Below are 16,494 nucleotides of genomic sequence, written 5' to 3'. Positions count from 1 at the left end.
GAGTATAAAATCACTTTTGTAGCCAAGTCTACAGGAGTGATTTTCTTTTTTTATCCGATGATAAATGTGTTATAATAGGTAGCAAAAGAGGTGAAGAAATGAATCAAACAGTAGAATATATCAAAGAACTGACAGCCATTGCGTCGCCAACGGGCTTCACTCGTGAGATTTCGGACTATTTAGTCAAGACTTTAGAAGCTTTTGGTTATCAGCCAGTTCGCACAGCCAAGGGCGGTGTCAATGTGACCATTAAAGGTCAAAATGATGAAGAGCAACGCTATGTGACTGCCCATGTGGATACGCTGGGTTCTATTGTCCGTGCTGTCAAACCAGATGGCCGTCTCAAAATGGACCGAATCGGTGGTTTTCCTTGGAACATGATTGAAGGTGAAAACTGTACCGTTCATGTGGCTAGTACAGGTGAAAAAGTATCCGGAACCATCCTCATCCACCAAACTTCTTGCCACGTTTACAAGGATGCAGGAACTGTAGAACGCACGCAGGACAATATGGAAGTGCGTTTGGATGCAAAAGTGACCAATGAAAAAGAAACTCGTGCTCTTGGGATTGAGGTTGGTGATTTTATCAGCTTTGACCCACGAACTGTAGTGACAGAGACAGGTTTTATCAAATCTCGTCATTTGGACGATAAGGTCAGTGCAGCGATTTTGCTTAATCTCCTTCGTATTTATAAGGAAGCGAAGATTGAATTGCCTGTAACAACCCATTTTGCTTTTTCAGTCTTTGAAGAAGTGGGGCACGGTGCTAACTCTAACATTCCTGCTCAGGTAGTAGAGTATCTGGCTGTGGATATGGGAGCTATGGGCGATGACCAGCAGACAGATGAGTACACAGTGTCTATCTGTGTCAAGGATGCCTCAGGGCCTTATCACTATGACTTCCGTCAACATTTGGTGGCTTTGGCTAAAGAGCAAGATATTCCATTTAAGTTGGATATCTATCCATTTTATGGTTCGGACGCTTCAGCAGCTATGTCTGCAGGGGCAGAAGTCAAACACGCCCTTCTCGGTGCCGGTATCGAGTCTAGTCACTCATATGAACGCACTCATATTGACTCGGTGGTTGCAACAGAGCGTATGGTTGATGCATATCTTAAGAGTGCATTGGTAGACTAATATGTGCCTGATTTGTCAGAGAATTGAGCTCATCAAGGCTGGGGAAAATCCTTACTTTGTAAGAGAGTTGGAAACAGGCTATCTTGTGATTGGAGACCACCAGTATTTTGCAGGCTATAGTCTCTTTCTAGCCAAGGAACATGTCACGGAATTGCACCATTTGAAAAAGGAAACAAGACTCCGTTTTCTCGAAGAAATGAGTCTAGTCCAAGAGGCAGTTGCCAAGGCATTTGCTGCTGAGAAAATGAATATCGAACTGCTAGGAAATGGCGATGCCCATCTTCATTGGCATCTGTTTCCACGACGGACAGGTGATATGAATGGCCACGGTCTTAAAGGTCGTGGTCCAGTCTGGTGGGTTCCCTTTGAAGAAATGACAGCAGAAACATACCAAGTAAAAACGGATGAGATTAAAAGATTAGTCGAATGTTTATCGTCAGAAGTAGATAACCTATTAGAAATAAAGGAGTAGAAATGAAAAAAAGATACCTTATCTTGACAGCCTTGCTAGCCTTGAGTCTAGCAGCTTGTTCACAAGAAAAAGCAAAAAATGAAGATGGAGCAGCTAAAACAGAACAAACTGCTAAAGCTGATGGAACAGTTGGAAGTAAGTCTCAAGGAGCTGCCCAGAAAAAAGCAGAAGTGGTCAATAAAGGTGATTACTACAGCATCCAAGGCAAATACGATGAAATCATCGTAGCCAATAAACACTATCCATTGTCAAAAGACTACAATCCAGGGGAAAATCCAACAGCCAAGGCTGAGTTGGTCAAGCTCATCAAAGCTATGCAAGAGGCAGGTTTCCCAATCAGCGATCATTACAGTGGCTTTAGAAGTTATGAAACTCAGACCAAACTCTATCAAGATTATGTCAATCAAGATGGAAAAGAAGCTGCCGACCGTTATTCTGCTCGACCTGGCTATAGTGAACACCAAACTGGCTTGGCCTTTGATGTGATTGGGACTGATGGTGATTTGGTGATAGAAGAAAAAGCAGCCCAATGGCTTTTGGACCATGCAGCTGACTATGGCTTTGTTGTCCGTTATCTCAAAGGTAAGGAAAAGGAAACAGGCTATATGGCTGAGGAATGGCACTTGCGTTATGTAGGAAAAGAAGCTAAAGAAATTGCTGAGAGTGGTCTTAGTTTGGAAGAATACTATGGCTTTGAAGGCGGAGATTACGTCGATTAAAAAATAAACTTTTCTCTTGCAATTCCAGATAAATAGTGTATAATAGATGGGTATGTGAAAAGCATACTTGTGGGAGGTAAAAATCTCTAATTACCGCCAAAACCACAAAGGAGGATTTAAAAATGGCTAAAAAAGTCGAAAAACTTGTAAAATTGCAAATCCCTGCTGGTAAAGCTACACCAGCTCCACCGGTTGGACCTGCTCTTGGTCAAGCTGGTATCAACATCATGGGATTCACAAAAGAGTTCAACGCTCGTACAGCTGACCAAGCTGGTATGATCATTCCAGTTGTTATCTCAGTTTACGAAGATAAATCATTTACTTTCATCACTAAAACACCACCAGCTGCTGTTCTTTTGAAAAAAGCTGCAGGTGTTGAAAAAGGATCAGGTACACCTAACAAAACTAAAGTTGCTACAGTTACTCGTGCGCAAGTACAAGAAATTGCAGAAACTAAGATGCCAGATTTGAACGCAGCAAACGTAGAGTCTGCAATGCGTATGATCGAAGGTACTGCTCGTTCTATGGGATTCACTGTTGTTGATTAATCAATAACACAGTAGAAAATCTCACAGCAGTCTATTAGTTGCTTTTCATATTAGGCAAGTGACTGATGCTTGTACTTGGGTACAGCAAGGAGCTTAAGGCCGTAGGAAGAGAAAAATAATAGACTGAAAACCCGCAAGACTTCATCATTTCGAGAAGTGACGTGGGAGATGAAAATCGATTGAACCACTTACAAGGAGAATAGAAAATGGCTAAAAAAAGCAAACAACTTCGTGCTGCTCTTGAGAAAATCGACAGCACAAAAGCATACAGCGTAGAAGAAGCTGTAGCACTTGCAAAAGAAACTAACTTTGCAAAATTTGACGCAACTGTAGAAGTTGCTTACAACTTGAACATCGACGTTAAAAAAGCTGACCAACAAATCCGTGGAGCAATGGTATTGCCAAACGGTACTGGTAAAACTTCACGCGTTCTTGTTTTCGCACGTGGTGCAAAAGCTGAAGAAGCAAAAGCTGCTGGTGCAGACTTTGTTGGTGAAGATGACCTTGTTGCTAAAATCAACGACGGTTGGTTGGACTTCGACGTAGTTATCGCTACACCTGACATGATGGCTCTTGTTGGACGTCTTGGACGTGTCCTTGGACCACGTAACTTGATGCCAAACCCTAAAACTGGTACTGTAACAATGGATGTTGCTAAAGCAGTTGAAGAGTCTAAAGGTGGTAAAATCACTTACCGTGCTGACCGTGCAGGTAACGTTCAAGCAATCATCGGTAAAGTATCATTTGAAGCTGAAAAATTGGTTGAAAACTTCAAAGCTTTCAACGAAACAATCCAAAAAGCAAAACCAGCTACAGCTAAAGGAACTTACGTAACAAACTTGACTATCACAACTACTCAAGGTGTTGGTATCAAAGTTGACGTAAACTCACTTTAATCAGTAGTTAATCTAATGTAAAAAAGTTGAAGACGCTATGTCTCAACTTTTTTTGATTTCAAAATATCTTCTTGTAAGGTAATACTCAATGAAAATCAAAGAGCAAACTAGGAAGCTAGCCGCAGGCTGTACTTGAGTACGGCAAGGTGAAGCTGACGTGGTTTGAAGAGATTTTCGAAGAGTATAAATTTAAGTTACTGCTGTTATTCTTAGGGTCCCGTGTTTCAATACAATACTCTTTAAGCGTATGTAAATTGGTTTTATACTAAAGCATTGATCATCGTTAATGAAAAATAGAAAAATCTCTAATAAAATTAAAAAACACTCATTCAAACTCAATAATTACCAGTTATAATACTTGAATGCTACAAATATAAATGCTATAATGAATTTAAGTGTGTACAATTATTTAGCAATCTTTTTTAAGATATTCTCCTCTTAATATTACTAAAAAATTTAAGGGGGGGGCTTTTTATTTGCCCTAATGCTTTAAATCAACACGAATAAAATAAATCAAGGAGGTTGAATCTCATGAAGAGAGGTCAACAAGATTTTAGAACTGAAAGATACCTTCGATATGGTATTCGTAAGTATAGTTTTGGGGCAGCATCAGTGGCAATTGCGGCTGGTTTGATGTTTCTTGGAGCTGGTGCGGTATCAGCAACAGAAGTAGAAGGAGTTAATGAACTATCTTCAACAGCTACTCCAACACCGACCATAGGCGATGAGGGTGCTAATCAAGGTGCTAACTCATCTAAATCCACTACTTATGACGCAAAACCAGTCCTAACTAGGGACGGCGGTGAAGATACTGCCTCATCCCAAGCTAGCGATGAGAATACCGAAGCAGCGGCAACTGAATCCTCTACAGAAACAGTTGCAGATAAGACTATTCTTAAGGATACAATCTCTGACTTGGAACTAGGATTATCTAAGATTGCTCGTTCTAAAGTTCCAGCATCTACTATTGCAAATGCAGAGAAGGTACTGGAAGAAGCGAAAAGAATCCTTGCCAAAGAAAATGCAAGTCAATTAGAAGTGAACAAAATCGCTAAAGCCAGTCGTTCACAAGCTTCAATCATTGCAAGTATGCCTAAAGTTCTTGGAGTAACACCAGCTGAATCGGAAAATAAGGAAAAAGCAACAACAGCTGCCCCAACAGCAACTGAAGTTGAAAAACCGGTTGATGCAAGTCTAGCTGAAGAAAAAACAGCTGAAGATGCAAAGGCAGAGTTGGCAACAGTGCAAGAAGACCTTGCTAGCTTCTTACCACAAGCAGAGAAGTTGGCTACAGATTCTGTAGTGATAGAAAGTGCAAAAGCAACTCTTCAACTGATCAAATCAAGCCTTGTGGATGCAAATATCACAATCCCTGAACTTGAAAAACGTGTGCAAGAAGCAAAACGTGTACGCAACAGCCTTGTAAACCTTGTAACAGGCTTCAACTCAGGTAGTCGTGATAGCCGTAATGATCAAGCGATGAAAGAGGGAAGTCAGCTTCTGGCAGCCAGCGACTATATCTCAACTCCAAATGAGGATGGAACCTACACAGCTAAAGCCAACTCTCCAACAAAAGATAATTATACTGGTAAGGATATCTATACATTTACTTCTACTGTAGCAAAGCAGGGAGATGTTTCTACTGACCGAAGGAATGGAGATATCAGCACTTTAGAAACTGTGGTTTATTCTACTCAACGTGTAGGGGAAGCGAAAGATCCTAGTAACGCAGGTAATGGAGTTAACAATATAGGACGTATGGATTATCCCTTAAGCAAGGAACAAGCAGAAGACTTGGCAGTAGAGGCGGATTTTTGGAAAAATAAAAAACGTATAGACGGTTCGACGATTTCGGGTGGTAACAATTCAAAATATCAAGCTAACGGTGGATATGAGTATCTAGCTACCCACATTTATCACTATGTCTATGAGCAAGGTCAAGACCGCGTTTATATCAATAAAATTAAGGATCGTTTTGACCTAACAGATAAAGCTAAGGCAGATGGTTGGACTATCTCAAAAGTTGAACCGACAAACTTACCAAGTGGCTTAAGTTACAATGCTGCTACTGATACGATTGAGGGCAAGATTGTTGTAAGTAATATTGCAAATGGGGTATACGATACACGAACCTATGTGACTTATACCAATACCAAAACCAAAGCAAGTGTGCGTGTATTTTATCGAAACGTCCGTGGGGGTTGGATTGGTTGGCAAGATACTACGCCACCTACTATAGGAAGTGATAATACAGTTCATAAGGGAACGGTCGGAGAAGAGATTTCACCTGTAGACATCCATTACAATGATAATTCTGGTTCCCGTATAACCACTGAAAGAGCCAATGTTTCCTATACGTTGGCTAATGGTACAGATATCTCAATTCGTACTCAATATGGTAATGGGATTTCTGGAATTTCAGGAAATATCTCAACAAGTGGGTCAACGGTAGCTACAGCTATCCCTGGTTTGACTTATAAACCAAACGTAGGGACTACTCCTATTACTGAAAATGGTAAAATTGTTGGCTATGATGGGAAAGGGCTAATTTCTGGAACACCAACAAAAGCAGGTGTTTACCATGTGACTGCCTACGCGAAAGATTATAACATAACAGATCGTGCAAGGAATTATAGCTGGAATTATGATACACAAGAAGGTCGTGGAGAATTGACCTTTGTCATCGCACCTAAGGTAACGGTAAAGAACATAGCTACTTATGATAAAACTGTACCGGTTACGATTTCAGATGGGGCAACCTATGCAGAAATTAAGACACCAGATGGCTCCAAGACTATCTTAAAAACAAATAAGGATGGCAAGTGGATTGTACAAGAGGGAACAACGAATACCGCGGTTTCTGTTAGAACTGAAGTTGGAACGGTAGGGAATGAATTTTCTCTATCAGTAAAACCTGAAGCGACGGCAACAGCTGGAGTTTCTAAGATTTCTGTATATGCTAAAACTGAAAATGTTACGGCTAATCTCATGAGAACCAAGGTGGAGTTGAACTCTGTAAACGGTACGAAGTATATAGCAGTTCTCAATCCTAAATCAGGTCGTTATGAATTAGCTGACTCTGATGCAACGGTGCGAACAGAGTTAAATGATGGCAAAGGTAATTACACAATCACCAAACGAGAAGTTTCAACCCGTGCCCAAACAGATGGCTCCATGAAGTTTGACTTGTACGAATATAAGAGAACATACAACAATGCTGGCAAAGTGACTGCTGTTAACAGTGCTGATTTAACTGAGACAGTTTATAGCAAGGATAACACAGAAAACACTGCTACAGGTAATGGTATGTACATTACTGTTCAGTATGATAAAAATAGTAATGAATGGTCAGCAAGTGATAAGTCTACAGTAAAAGCCCATAAGACTGGTGATGATACATGGAAAATTGAAACTAGTTCGGGTTATACTGGGACTGTTAAGGGAATTATGGCTGAAAATACCAGCACTTCTACAATCATCAACTCGAAACCAACTGCTGCATCAACTTCTTACGAGAGTACCTTGAATACAACTGTTAACCTAATCGACCGCCCTGCAGCTGATACTGCGGTAGTTACTAGTGCTAACGTGAGTGTCAGAGATACTGAAGATAATAAGTTAGCTACAAGTACTGCAGAGCCTGCATTCAAGGAAAGTCATAAAACAAAAGTAACAAGTATTACTGTTACAGATCCAGATGGCAACACTGTATTTGCAGAGACTACATCTGGAGATGCAGCCAACTATCCAACTGAAACATCTCTCAAACTGACAAAAGTTGGTAAATATAGTGTTACCATCAATGTCGTAGATAGTAATACAAACTTGGTTGATGGAACAACTGTAGGAGATACGACTGCTGGTACTGATCACGGAGTGAACACTTCTACAGCGACTACAACTTACACTATTACTGTTAAAGCTGGTATTGTAGGAACGCCTGCAACTACTAGCGATATTCAAGGAGCGGTTCAGAAAGGCACTCCAAGCTTCAATTTTGATGACGAAGAGAAAACTAAGATTTCTGCTACCACAAATGGTACAAAAGTTTATAGCTTAGAATCAACAAATGCTACAGATAATACAGGAGCTACTGTAGGTACTTATGCAATTAATGCGGATACGGGTGAGGTAACCTTTACTCCTAATCCAACATTTGTTGGAACTCCAAATCCAGCTAAGGTAAAATTGACCGTGACAGTAGCCGGAGTTGATCCATTAACATCTACGGCAGATTACACACCAACTGTTATTGGCGTTAGACCAGAGGGAACGAAGGCATCTTCAACAGATATTCAAGGTCAAGTTCAAACAGGTAAACCAACCTTTATCCCAGGTTCTGCAGAAGTAAATGGAGCTAGAAAAACAGTCCCATTGAAGGCAGATAGCTATAAACTTCTTGATAGTGCAGGTACAGAAGTAGCGGATGGCGCTACAACTCCAGCTTACGCTGCAGCAGATAATGGTACTGTGAAAGCTGGTGATGTGATTGGAACTTTCGGTATTGATAAGTCAACAGGTCTCGTGACCTTTACGCCAACCAATAAAGCTTATGTTGGAGCAGTAAAACCTGTCCAAGTTCTTGTTTCAGATAACAATGGTACGCAACCAGAGAACGATAAACGTGGTGAATACACACCAAACATTGTTGGTGTTACTCCAACTGCAAGTGAAGCTTCAACTACAGGCATTCAGGGAGCTGTTCAAAAATCTGAAGTGGTTCTCAATGCTAAAGATGAAAATGTAAACACCTTGAACTTTAGCAAAGGTAGTGAAATTGTAAATGGAACTGAAAAATCTGTTGATTTAAATGAAGCTACTCTGACTCTAGTAGGAGCTGATGGTGAAGGTAAAGTATCGGTAGCTGGTCAAGGAACATACTCTATCGTAAAAGAAGACGGTAAGTCTTATGTTCAATTCACCCCGGTAGCCACTTATACAGGAAATGTAACTCCAGTAACAGTGAAAATTGCTGATGCTAATGGAACTGAAGTAACAACAACCTATACTCCGAAGATTGTTGGAGTGAAACCAAGCGCAGAATCTTCTAAGACAAATGGAATTCAAGGCGAAACTCAAACTTCTAGCATCGTTTACAATCTAGTTAATAAAGATGAGAATGCTCTAAACTTCGTCAAAGGAACTGCGATTATAAATAGTGAGTCTAAATCAATCGAACTAGATAAAACATCTGTGAAGCTAGTAGGTGCAGAAAATGGAACTGTTAATGGTGACGGTAGCGTTACTGTAGCGAATCAGGGTACTTATAAGCTTGTTAAAGATGCAACTGGAGCCAATGCTGTTACCTTTACTCCTCTTGCTACATTTACTGGAAAAGCACATCCTGTAACAGTAAGTATTACTGATACCAATGGAACTGAAGCAACAACAACCTACACTCCAAGCGTCACGCCTGTTAAAGCTTCAGCTGAACCTGCAACGTCTACTGGAACTCAAGGTTCAACTCAAAGTGGTACGCCAATTTACACAGCTCCAGAAGCTGGTACGGGTGTTACCGTCACTCCAAGTTATACTTTGGATAACGATTCAACTACTAAAACTGTAGATGGTGTTGGTACTTATACAATTGATACAACTGGTAAAGTAACCTTTGTTCCCGTAGCTAGCTATGTATCAAGTGATGCCAATAAGACAAGTGTAGGAGTAAAAGTTACTTATAGATTAGAGACTGCAGATAAGTCGCAGGCAACAATCACCTCTGAAACAACCTATACTCCAACAGTAAATCCTGTAACCTCTGCAGGAAATGATGTTGCAACGACAAACATCCAAGGTCATGCCCAAAAATCAACAGATGAAGGGAAAACTCTGACTTATACTATTTCTGATACTAGTCATATCACAGCACGCACTTATGCATTGGAAGGTGCAGATAATGATGGTAAGGTAGTGGTAGAGAATGTTGGAACCTACACAGTAGACGATAAAGGTCAGGTAACCTTTGTACCAGTGCCATCTTATGTAGGAACACCGACTCCTGTGACAGTTGTTGAATCAGCGGTTTTAACTTCTGATGATAAGACTACAGCAATTATCACAACTAAGTCAATGTACACTCCAACGGTAACAGCTGTAACTCCAACAGGTGCTTCATCGGTTACTGAAGGAGCTCGTGGAACTATTCAAACATCTCCTGTAGTATTTGATACGCCAGATCAAGATAATACAACAGTGAACTTTAATAAAGGTCATGAAAAAGTTGAACTTGATAAGTCTACTCTAACATTAGTTGATAAAACTGGTAAAGAAGTGAAAGAAGTTGTAGTTCCAGGAGAAGGAACATATGTACTTAAGGATGGAGTCGTTGAATTTACACCAGAAAAAGATTTCGTAGGCAAGGCAACTCCAGTAACAGTTCAAGTGAAAGACGTCAATGGTAAAGTAGTTTCTGAAACTTATACTCCAACTGTGCGTCCTGTAACGGAGTTTAAAGACACAGATGGGAATGTTGTTTCAGGAAGTACTACAGAAGATGGCAAAGTTGATAAGAAGGACTTCCCGGGCTATAGATTTGTTGAAACTAAAGTTGATAACAAAGGTAATACAACTCATATTTATGAAAAAGTAACAACAACATTCAAGGATAAGGAAGGCAATCTTATTACTGTTGATAAAGACAACAATCCTGTGAAATCAACAGAAAAAGGAGAAATCCTAGCTAAAACGATCCCAGGTTATAAATTCGTAGAAACGAAGAAATTACCAAATGGTGATATTGAGCATATCTATGAAAAAGTAACAACAACATTCAAGGATAAGGAAGGCAATCTTATTACTGTTGATAAAGACAACAACCCTGTGAAATCAACAGAAGAAGGAGAAACCCCAGCTAAAACGATCCCAGGTTATAAATTCGTAGAGACTAAGAAACTTCCAAACGGAGATATCGAACACATCTACGAAAAAGTAACAACTTCATTCAAAGATAAAGACGGAAACGAGATTCCAAACTATCCAAGTGAGCCAGGTACAGTCGATAAGAAAGACATTCCAGAATACAGATTCGTAGAGACTAAGAAATTACCAAATGGTGATACAGAACACATCTACGAAAAAGTAAGTACCTTCTTCAAAGATAAAGAAGGCAAAGAGATTCCAAACTATCCAAGTGAGCCAGGTACAGTCGATAAGAAAGACATTCCAGAATACAGATTCGTAGAGACTAAGAAATTACCAAATGGTGATACTGAACATATCTACGAAAAAGTAAGTACCTTCTTCAAAGATAAAGAAGGCAAAGAGATTCCAAACTATCCAAGTGAGCCAGGTACAGTCGATAAGAAAGACATCCCAGGCTACCGCTTCGTAGAGACTAAGAAACTGTCAAATGGAGATACTGTTCATGTTTATGAAAAAGTAACACCACCAGCTCCAACACCTTCACCTGTTCCTCAACCAAATCCAGGTAAGCAAAATACAACTACTTGGACTGATGAGAATGGAAATCCATTGAAACCAACTGAGCCAGGTTCTAAAGAACCGGGAACAATTCCAGGTTACGAATATGTGAAGACTGTGACAGATTCAAATGGAAATATCAGACATATCTTCCGTAAAGTTGAGATGCCAACTCCAACACCGGTTGAACCGACTCAACCAGCACAACCGGTAGAGCCAGCAACTCCAGCAATACCTGAACAGCCAGCTAAACCTCAAATGCCAGCAACACCTAAATATGTTGATGGTCAAAAAGAATTGCCTAACACAGGTACAGAAGTTAACGCTAGCCTCGCAGCACTTGGACTTCTTGGAGTTTTGAGTGGATTTGGATTTCTTGCTCGCAAGAAGAAAGAAGACTAATCTTTCTAATGGGTATAATTTGTTTGCAATGAACAGATTGTCCTTAATGAGGATGGGCAAAAACTTCATTTCAGGATAAAATGAAGTAAATATTCCCACAATAAAACGCATAGTATCAAGTTTCAAGACCTGATATTATGCGTTTTTTAATTTTACAGACTTTTTTCAGTCTCACTTATTGTACAGTGAAATGAGATAAAAAATGGACAAGTTGATTGGGGGATTTAAACCAATTTCTAACAATGTTTTAGAAAACTCGGCGGACTATTCCAGATTCAATCAACTAGAATGTTAAAAGTTATTGGGCCTGTAGAGGTTCCACAATCTCGTCATTTTGAGTCTAAAAAGAGAATGGTTTCCATGCTGTGATTGCTGCTCTCTACAAACGTGAGCTTGTGCATGAGTCGAACGTTGGGGAGCTCCTCGATATGTTAGAGGATTGGGAGTTTTAAAAAATCCTTGTTTATGTTTTTTTATATGCAATTGATTTACAGTAGATAAAAAGACTGAGGGATTACTTCTCAGTCTTGGATATGTTGAAAGAGGTGGTCGAGTTGGTTTAGGTAGTCGGTGCGTGAGTTGATAATTCTCAGGATATGGACTTCTTTTTCATGAATGAGGTAAAAGAGTAGGTATTGTTTAGAGACAATCATTCTGAGAGTATTTCCTGGATAGAGGGAGTATCCGATTTTATGGTCAAAGTTAATACCGCCCTCTGGTGAGAAGGTGAGTAGGTTGGTAATTTGTTGTAGACGAGTGATGACTTTCTTGGCTATGTTTTCACTGAACTCTGTGGAGTAGTAGATGAAAATATCGTCCAAGTCTTGTCTGGCTTGTTCTGTAAAGCGTACTTTATAGTCCATACTTTGAAAAGACCTCGTCTGTGTCGTAGAGACGCTCCTCGATGATGTCTTGGTAGCCTTTATCTAGTTCTGCTTTGAGTTCGCCTAGGAAGATTTCTGCTTTGAGTTGGTCGGCTGTTTTAATTGGGAGACCTCTTTCAAGGACGATTTGTTCTACAAAGAGGTTGAGGGCATCTGAAAGGCTGATGTTTTGGCTTTCTAGGATGGTTTTTGCTTCTTCAAATAGTTGAGTATTGACGCGGAAGTTATAAACTCGGTCTCGTGTAAGTGTTGACATGGCATTTCTCCTTGTAATGATATGGTATAACACATATCTTACATAAAAAGATAGAGAAAGTCAAGGGCTGTTTTAGTAGGGAAGGGTGGAAGGGTGGTAATTTAAACTATTAAACAGAATTTTTGATTAAAAGTATTATTTTATGAGAGAAATCCTAATTTCACAATCCATAGGCAAACGCTTGCATTTTAGTTTTTATTGGACTATAATAGGTTGGTATAAAGCCTTCTGTAGTAATAAAATGTAGAAGGTGTAGAAAGTAAGGATTTAGAATATTTGTAGTTAAAAATACAATGTTGCAATTCCTTACCATAGGGAGATAGATATGGCAATGATAGAAGTGGAACATCTTCAGAAAAATTTTGTGAAGACTGTTAAGGAACCGGGCTTGAAGGGGGCATTACGTTCCTTTATTCATCCTGAAAAGCAGACCTTTGAAGCAGTCAAAGATTTGACCTTTGAGGTGCCCAAAGGGCAGATTTTAGGCTTTATCGGGGCCAATGGTGCTGGGAAGTCGACAACCATTAAAATGCTGACAGGGATTTTGAAACCGACATCTGGTTTTTGTCGGATTAATGGCAAGATTCCGCAGGACAATCGCCAAGATTATGTCAAGGATATTGGGGTTGTTTTTGGACAACGTACCCAGCTGTGGTGGGATTTGGCACTGCAAGAGACCTACACGGTCTTAAAAGAAATTTACGATGTGCCAGATTCGCTCTTTCATAAGCGCATGGATTTTTTGAATGAAGTCTTGGATTTGAAGGACTTTATCAAGGACCCCGTGCGAACTCTTTCACTGGGACAGCGCATGCGGGCGGATATTGCAGCTTCCTTGCTCCACAATCCCAAGGTACTCTTTTTAGATGAGCCGACCATTGGCTTGGACGTTTCGGTCAAGGATAACATTCGTCGGGCTATTACTCAGATCAATCAGGAGGAAGAGACGACCATTCTCCTGACTACTCACGACCTGAGCGACATTGAGCAACTTTGTGATCGGATTTTTATGATAGATAAAGGGCAGGAAATTTTTGATGGAACGGTTAGCCAGCTCAAGGAAACCTTTGGTAAGATGAAGACGCTCTCCTTTGAACTGCTACCAGGCCAAAGTCATCTCGTCTCTCACTATGAAGGCCTGCCTGATATGACCGTTGATAGACAAGGAAATACTCTCAATATTGAATTCGATAGTTCCCGCTACCAATCAGCTGATATTATCAAGCAAACCCTGTCTGATTTTGAAGTCCGTGATTTGAAGATGGTGGATACGGATATTGAGGATATTATCCGTCGCTTCTACCGAAAGGAGCTCTAGGATGGTCAAATTGTGGAGACGTTATAAACCCTTTATCAATGCAGGTGTTCAGGAGTTGATTACCTATCGAGTCAACTTTATTCTCTATCGGATTGGGGATGTCATGGGTGCTTTTGTGGCCTTTTATCTCTGGAAGGCTGTCTTTGATTCTTCGCAAGAGTCCTTGATTCAGGGCTTTAGTATGGCAGATATCACCCTCTACATCATTATGAGTTTTGTGACTAATCTTTTGACAAGATCTGATAGCTCCTTTATGATCGGGGAGGAGGTCAAGGATGGCTCCATTATCATGCGCTTATTGAGACCAGTGCATTTTGCGGCCTCTTATCTTTTCACTGAGCTTGGTTCCAAGTGGTTGATTTTTATCTCTGTTGGCCTTCCATTTTTAAGTGTCATTGTTTTGATGAAAATCTTATCTGGGCAAGATGTTGTAGAAGTGCTGGGATTAACTGTCCTTTATCTTTTTAGCTTAACGCTGGCCTATCTGATTAACTTTTTCTTTAATATCTGCTTTGGATTTTCTGCCTTTGTGTTTAAAAATCTTTGGGGATCCAATCTCCTCAAGACTTCCATAGTGGCCTTTATGTCGGGGAGTTTGATTCCCTTGGCATTCTTTCCAAAGATTGTTTCAGATATTCTGTCCTTCCTGCCTTTTTCATCCTTGATTTACACTCCGGTTATGATCATTGTTGGGAAATACGATGCCAGTCAGATGATTCAGGCGCTCGCTTTGCAGTTTTTCTGGCTCTTAGTGATGGTGGGCTTGTCTCAGTTGATTTGGAAACGAGTCCAGTCATTCATTACCATTCAGGGAGGTTAGTATGAAAAAATATCAACGCATGCATCTGATTTTTATCAGACAATATATCAAGCAAATCATGGAATACAAGGTGGATTTTGTAGTTGGTGTTCTGGGAGTTTTTTTAACTCAAGGTTTAAATCTCTTGTTTCTCAATGTCATCTTTCAACACATACCATCCCTAGAAGGTTGGACTTTTCAAGAGATTGCTTTTATCTATGGATTTTCCTTGATTCCCAAGGGGCTGGACCATCTCTTTTTTGATAATCTCTGGGCTCTGGGACAGCGTTTGGTGAGAAAAGGGGAGTTTGACAAGTATCTGACTCGTCCTATCAATCCTCTCTTTCACATCCTAGTTGAGACCTTTCAGATTGATGCCTTGGGCGAACTTTTGGTTGGTGGAATTTTATTGGGAACAACCATGAGCAGCATTGCTTGGACTCTTCCAAAATTCCTGCTTTTCCTAGTTTGTATTCCTTTTGCGACCTTGATTTATACTTCTCTTAAAATCGCGACAGCTAGTATCGCTTTTTGGACCAAACAGTCAGGCGCCATGATTTACATCTTCTATATGTTCAATGATTTTGCCAAGTACCCGATTTCGATTTACAATTCTCTTCTTCGGTGGTTAATCAGTTTTATTGTACCTTTTGCCTTTACGGCCTACTATCCTGCCAGCTATTTCTTGCAGGACAAGGGTGTAATCTTTAACATCGGAGGTTTGATGTTGATTTCCCTCGCTTTCTTTGCTATTTCCTTGAAACTATGGGACAGGGGCTTGGATTCTTACGAAAGTGCTGGGTCCTAAGATGAAGAAACTCAAAGCCTTGTCTCAAGACAGGCTTTTTCTAATAGAGATGAAAATTCCTTGACATCTATTCTCAGAGTGCTATACTGTAAGTGTAATAGCCGATTTAGCTCAGTTGGTAGAGCAAGGCACTCGTAAAGCCTAGGTCACAGGTTCGATCCCTGCAATCGGCAAAGTGAAGAAGTCTCATCAGGCTTCTTTTTCTTTTTAAAGAAAATCAGACCACTTAGACTGATATAGAGACCAGATAGGCAAAAGAACTTGTTCTTGAGAAACTCCTCTGCTATAATGATTGTTGTAAGGGACGTGAGTATTCATACTCTTCGAAAATCTCTTCAAACAAAGTCAGCTTCACCTTGCCGTTTATATGTGACTGACTTCGTCAGTCTTATCTGCAACCTCAAAACAGTGTTTTGAGCAGCCTACGGCTAGTTTCCTAGTTTGCTTTTTGATTTTCATTGAGTATTAGTTGCTAGAGCAAGGCACTCGTAAAGCCTAGGTCACAGGTGAACATATGACTGAAGATTTGAAAAAATAGATATGTATAAATAACCGTTAAGCCTTATTCTTAGCGGTTATTTATATTGTTTAATAGCGCTGATATTTCATCAATGATGTTTGACTTTGTGATTTTGGTAGTGGTTCAATTTGATTGCTACTATTTTTGATGGTATGAATGTGCTTATAATGTATCCCCGTTAAGTACGAAACTTTTGCATCATTTATTAACATGCGTTAAAAATAAAATTAACCAGCCTTAATTTTTCTTGACTTAAATTTTTTAAATGATATACTATTTTTATGGAGAGCTAACAATTATATATAAATGTACTACTC

Annotated in this window: 11 protein-coding genes and 1 tRNA gene; 10 read left to right on the top strand and 2 right to left on the bottom strand. The window is 39.9% G+C overall.

Features of this window, described 5'->3' with window-relative positions; translation table 11 throughout:
* Positions 1-98 precede the first annotated feature (98 nt).
* The 6 genes from OC530_RS02665 (at position 99) to OC530_RS02640 (ending at position 11,592) form a co-directional block, all read left to right on the top strand.
* Complete coding sequence (locus OC530_RS02665) at positions 99-1,136, top strand: M42 family metallopeptidase (RefSeq protein WP_262079253.1); 1,038 nt, start codon at positions 99-101, stop codon at positions 1,134-1,136.
* Between the two features lies 1 nt (position 1,137).
* A complete protein-coding gene (locus tag OC530_RS02660; protein ID WP_262079251.1) occupies positions 1,138-1,608 on the top strand; it encodes an HIT family protein in 471 nt (156 codons plus the stop codon).
* Between the two features lie 2 nt (positions 1,609-1,610).
* On the top strand, positions 1,611-2,327 hold the full coding sequence (gene ldcB, locus OC530_RS02655) for an LD-carboxypeptidase LdcB/DacB (protein WP_262079250.1): 717 nt from the start codon (positions 1,611-1,613) through the stop codon (positions 2,325-2,327).
* A 122-nt stretch (positions 2,328-2,449) separates the two neighbouring features.
* A complete protein-coding gene (rplK, locus tag OC530_RS02650; protein WP_001085807.1) occupies positions 2,450-2,875 on the top strand; it encodes a 50S ribosomal protein L11 in 426 nt (141 codons plus the stop codon).
* 206 nt (positions 2,876-3,081) lie between these two features.
* On the top strand, positions 3,082-3,771 hold the full coding sequence (rplA, locus tag OC530_RS02645) for a 50S ribosomal protein L1 (protein WP_001085675.1): 690 nt from the start codon (positions 3,082-3,084) through the stop codon (positions 3,769-3,771).
* 531 nt (positions 3,772-4,302) lie between these two features.
* Complete coding sequence (locus OC530_RS02640) at positions 4,303-11,592, top strand: YSIRK-type signal peptide-containing protein (RefSeq protein ID WP_262079242.1); 7,290 nt, start codon at positions 4,303-4,305, stop codon at positions 11,590-11,592.
* 521 nt (positions 11,593-12,113) lie between these two features.
* Here the strand turns inward: OC530_RS02640 and OC530_RS02635 are convergent.
* Together OC530_RS02635 and OC530_RS02630 are read right to left on the bottom strand one after the other, a co-directional pair.
* Complete coding sequence (locus OC530_RS02635) at positions 12,114-12,455, bottom strand: type II toxin-antitoxin system RelE/ParE family toxin (RefSeq protein ID WP_164226856.1); 342 nt, start codon at positions 12,453-12,455, stop codon at positions 12,114-12,116.
* A complete protein-coding gene (locus OC530_RS02630) occupies positions 12,445-12,732 on the bottom strand; it encodes a type II toxin-antitoxin system RelB/DinJ family antitoxin (protein WP_173270312.1) in 288 nt (95 codons plus the stop codon). Before OC530_RS02630 ends, OC530_RS02635 begins: the two co-directional genes overlap by 11 nt.
* A gap of 325 nt (positions 12,733-13,057) precedes the next feature.
* Between OC530_RS02630 and OC530_RS02625 the strand changes: the two genes are divergently transcribed.
* The 4 genes from OC530_RS02625 (at position 13,058) to OC530_RS02610 (ending at position 15,830) form a co-directional block, all read left to right on the top strand.
* Positions 13,058-14,050, top strand: coding sequence for an ATP-binding cassette domain-containing protein (locus OC530_RS02625; RefSeq protein WP_262079237.1), 993 nt, complete (start codon positions 13,058-13,060; stop codon positions 14,048-14,050).
* A 1-nt stretch (position 14,051) separates the two neighbouring features.
* Positions 14,052-14,870 (top strand): ABC-2 family transporter protein, encoded by an 819-nt coding sequence (locus OC530_RS02620; RefSeq protein ID WP_262079234.1) that lies wholly within the window; start codon positions 14,052-14,054, stop codon positions 14,868-14,870.
* Between the two features lies 1 nt (position 14,871).
* Complete coding sequence (locus OC530_RS02615; RefSeq protein ID WP_173235024.1) at positions 14,872-15,657, top strand: ABC transporter permease; 786 nt, start codon at positions 14,872-14,874, stop codon at positions 15,655-15,657.
* A gap of 100 nt (positions 15,658-15,757) precedes the next feature.
* A tRNA-Thr gene (locus OC530_RS02610) sits at positions 15,758-15,830 on the top strand.
* Positions 15,831-16,494 lie beyond the last annotated feature (664 nt).

It is taken from the genome of Streptococcus sp. Marseille-Q5619, from assembly GCF_946901205.1.
In the GTDB taxonomy this organism is placed as follows: Bacteria; Bacillota; Bacilli; order Lactobacillales; family Streptococcaceae; genus Streptococcus.
This window is presented reverse-complemented; position numbering and strand designations above follow the sequence as displayed.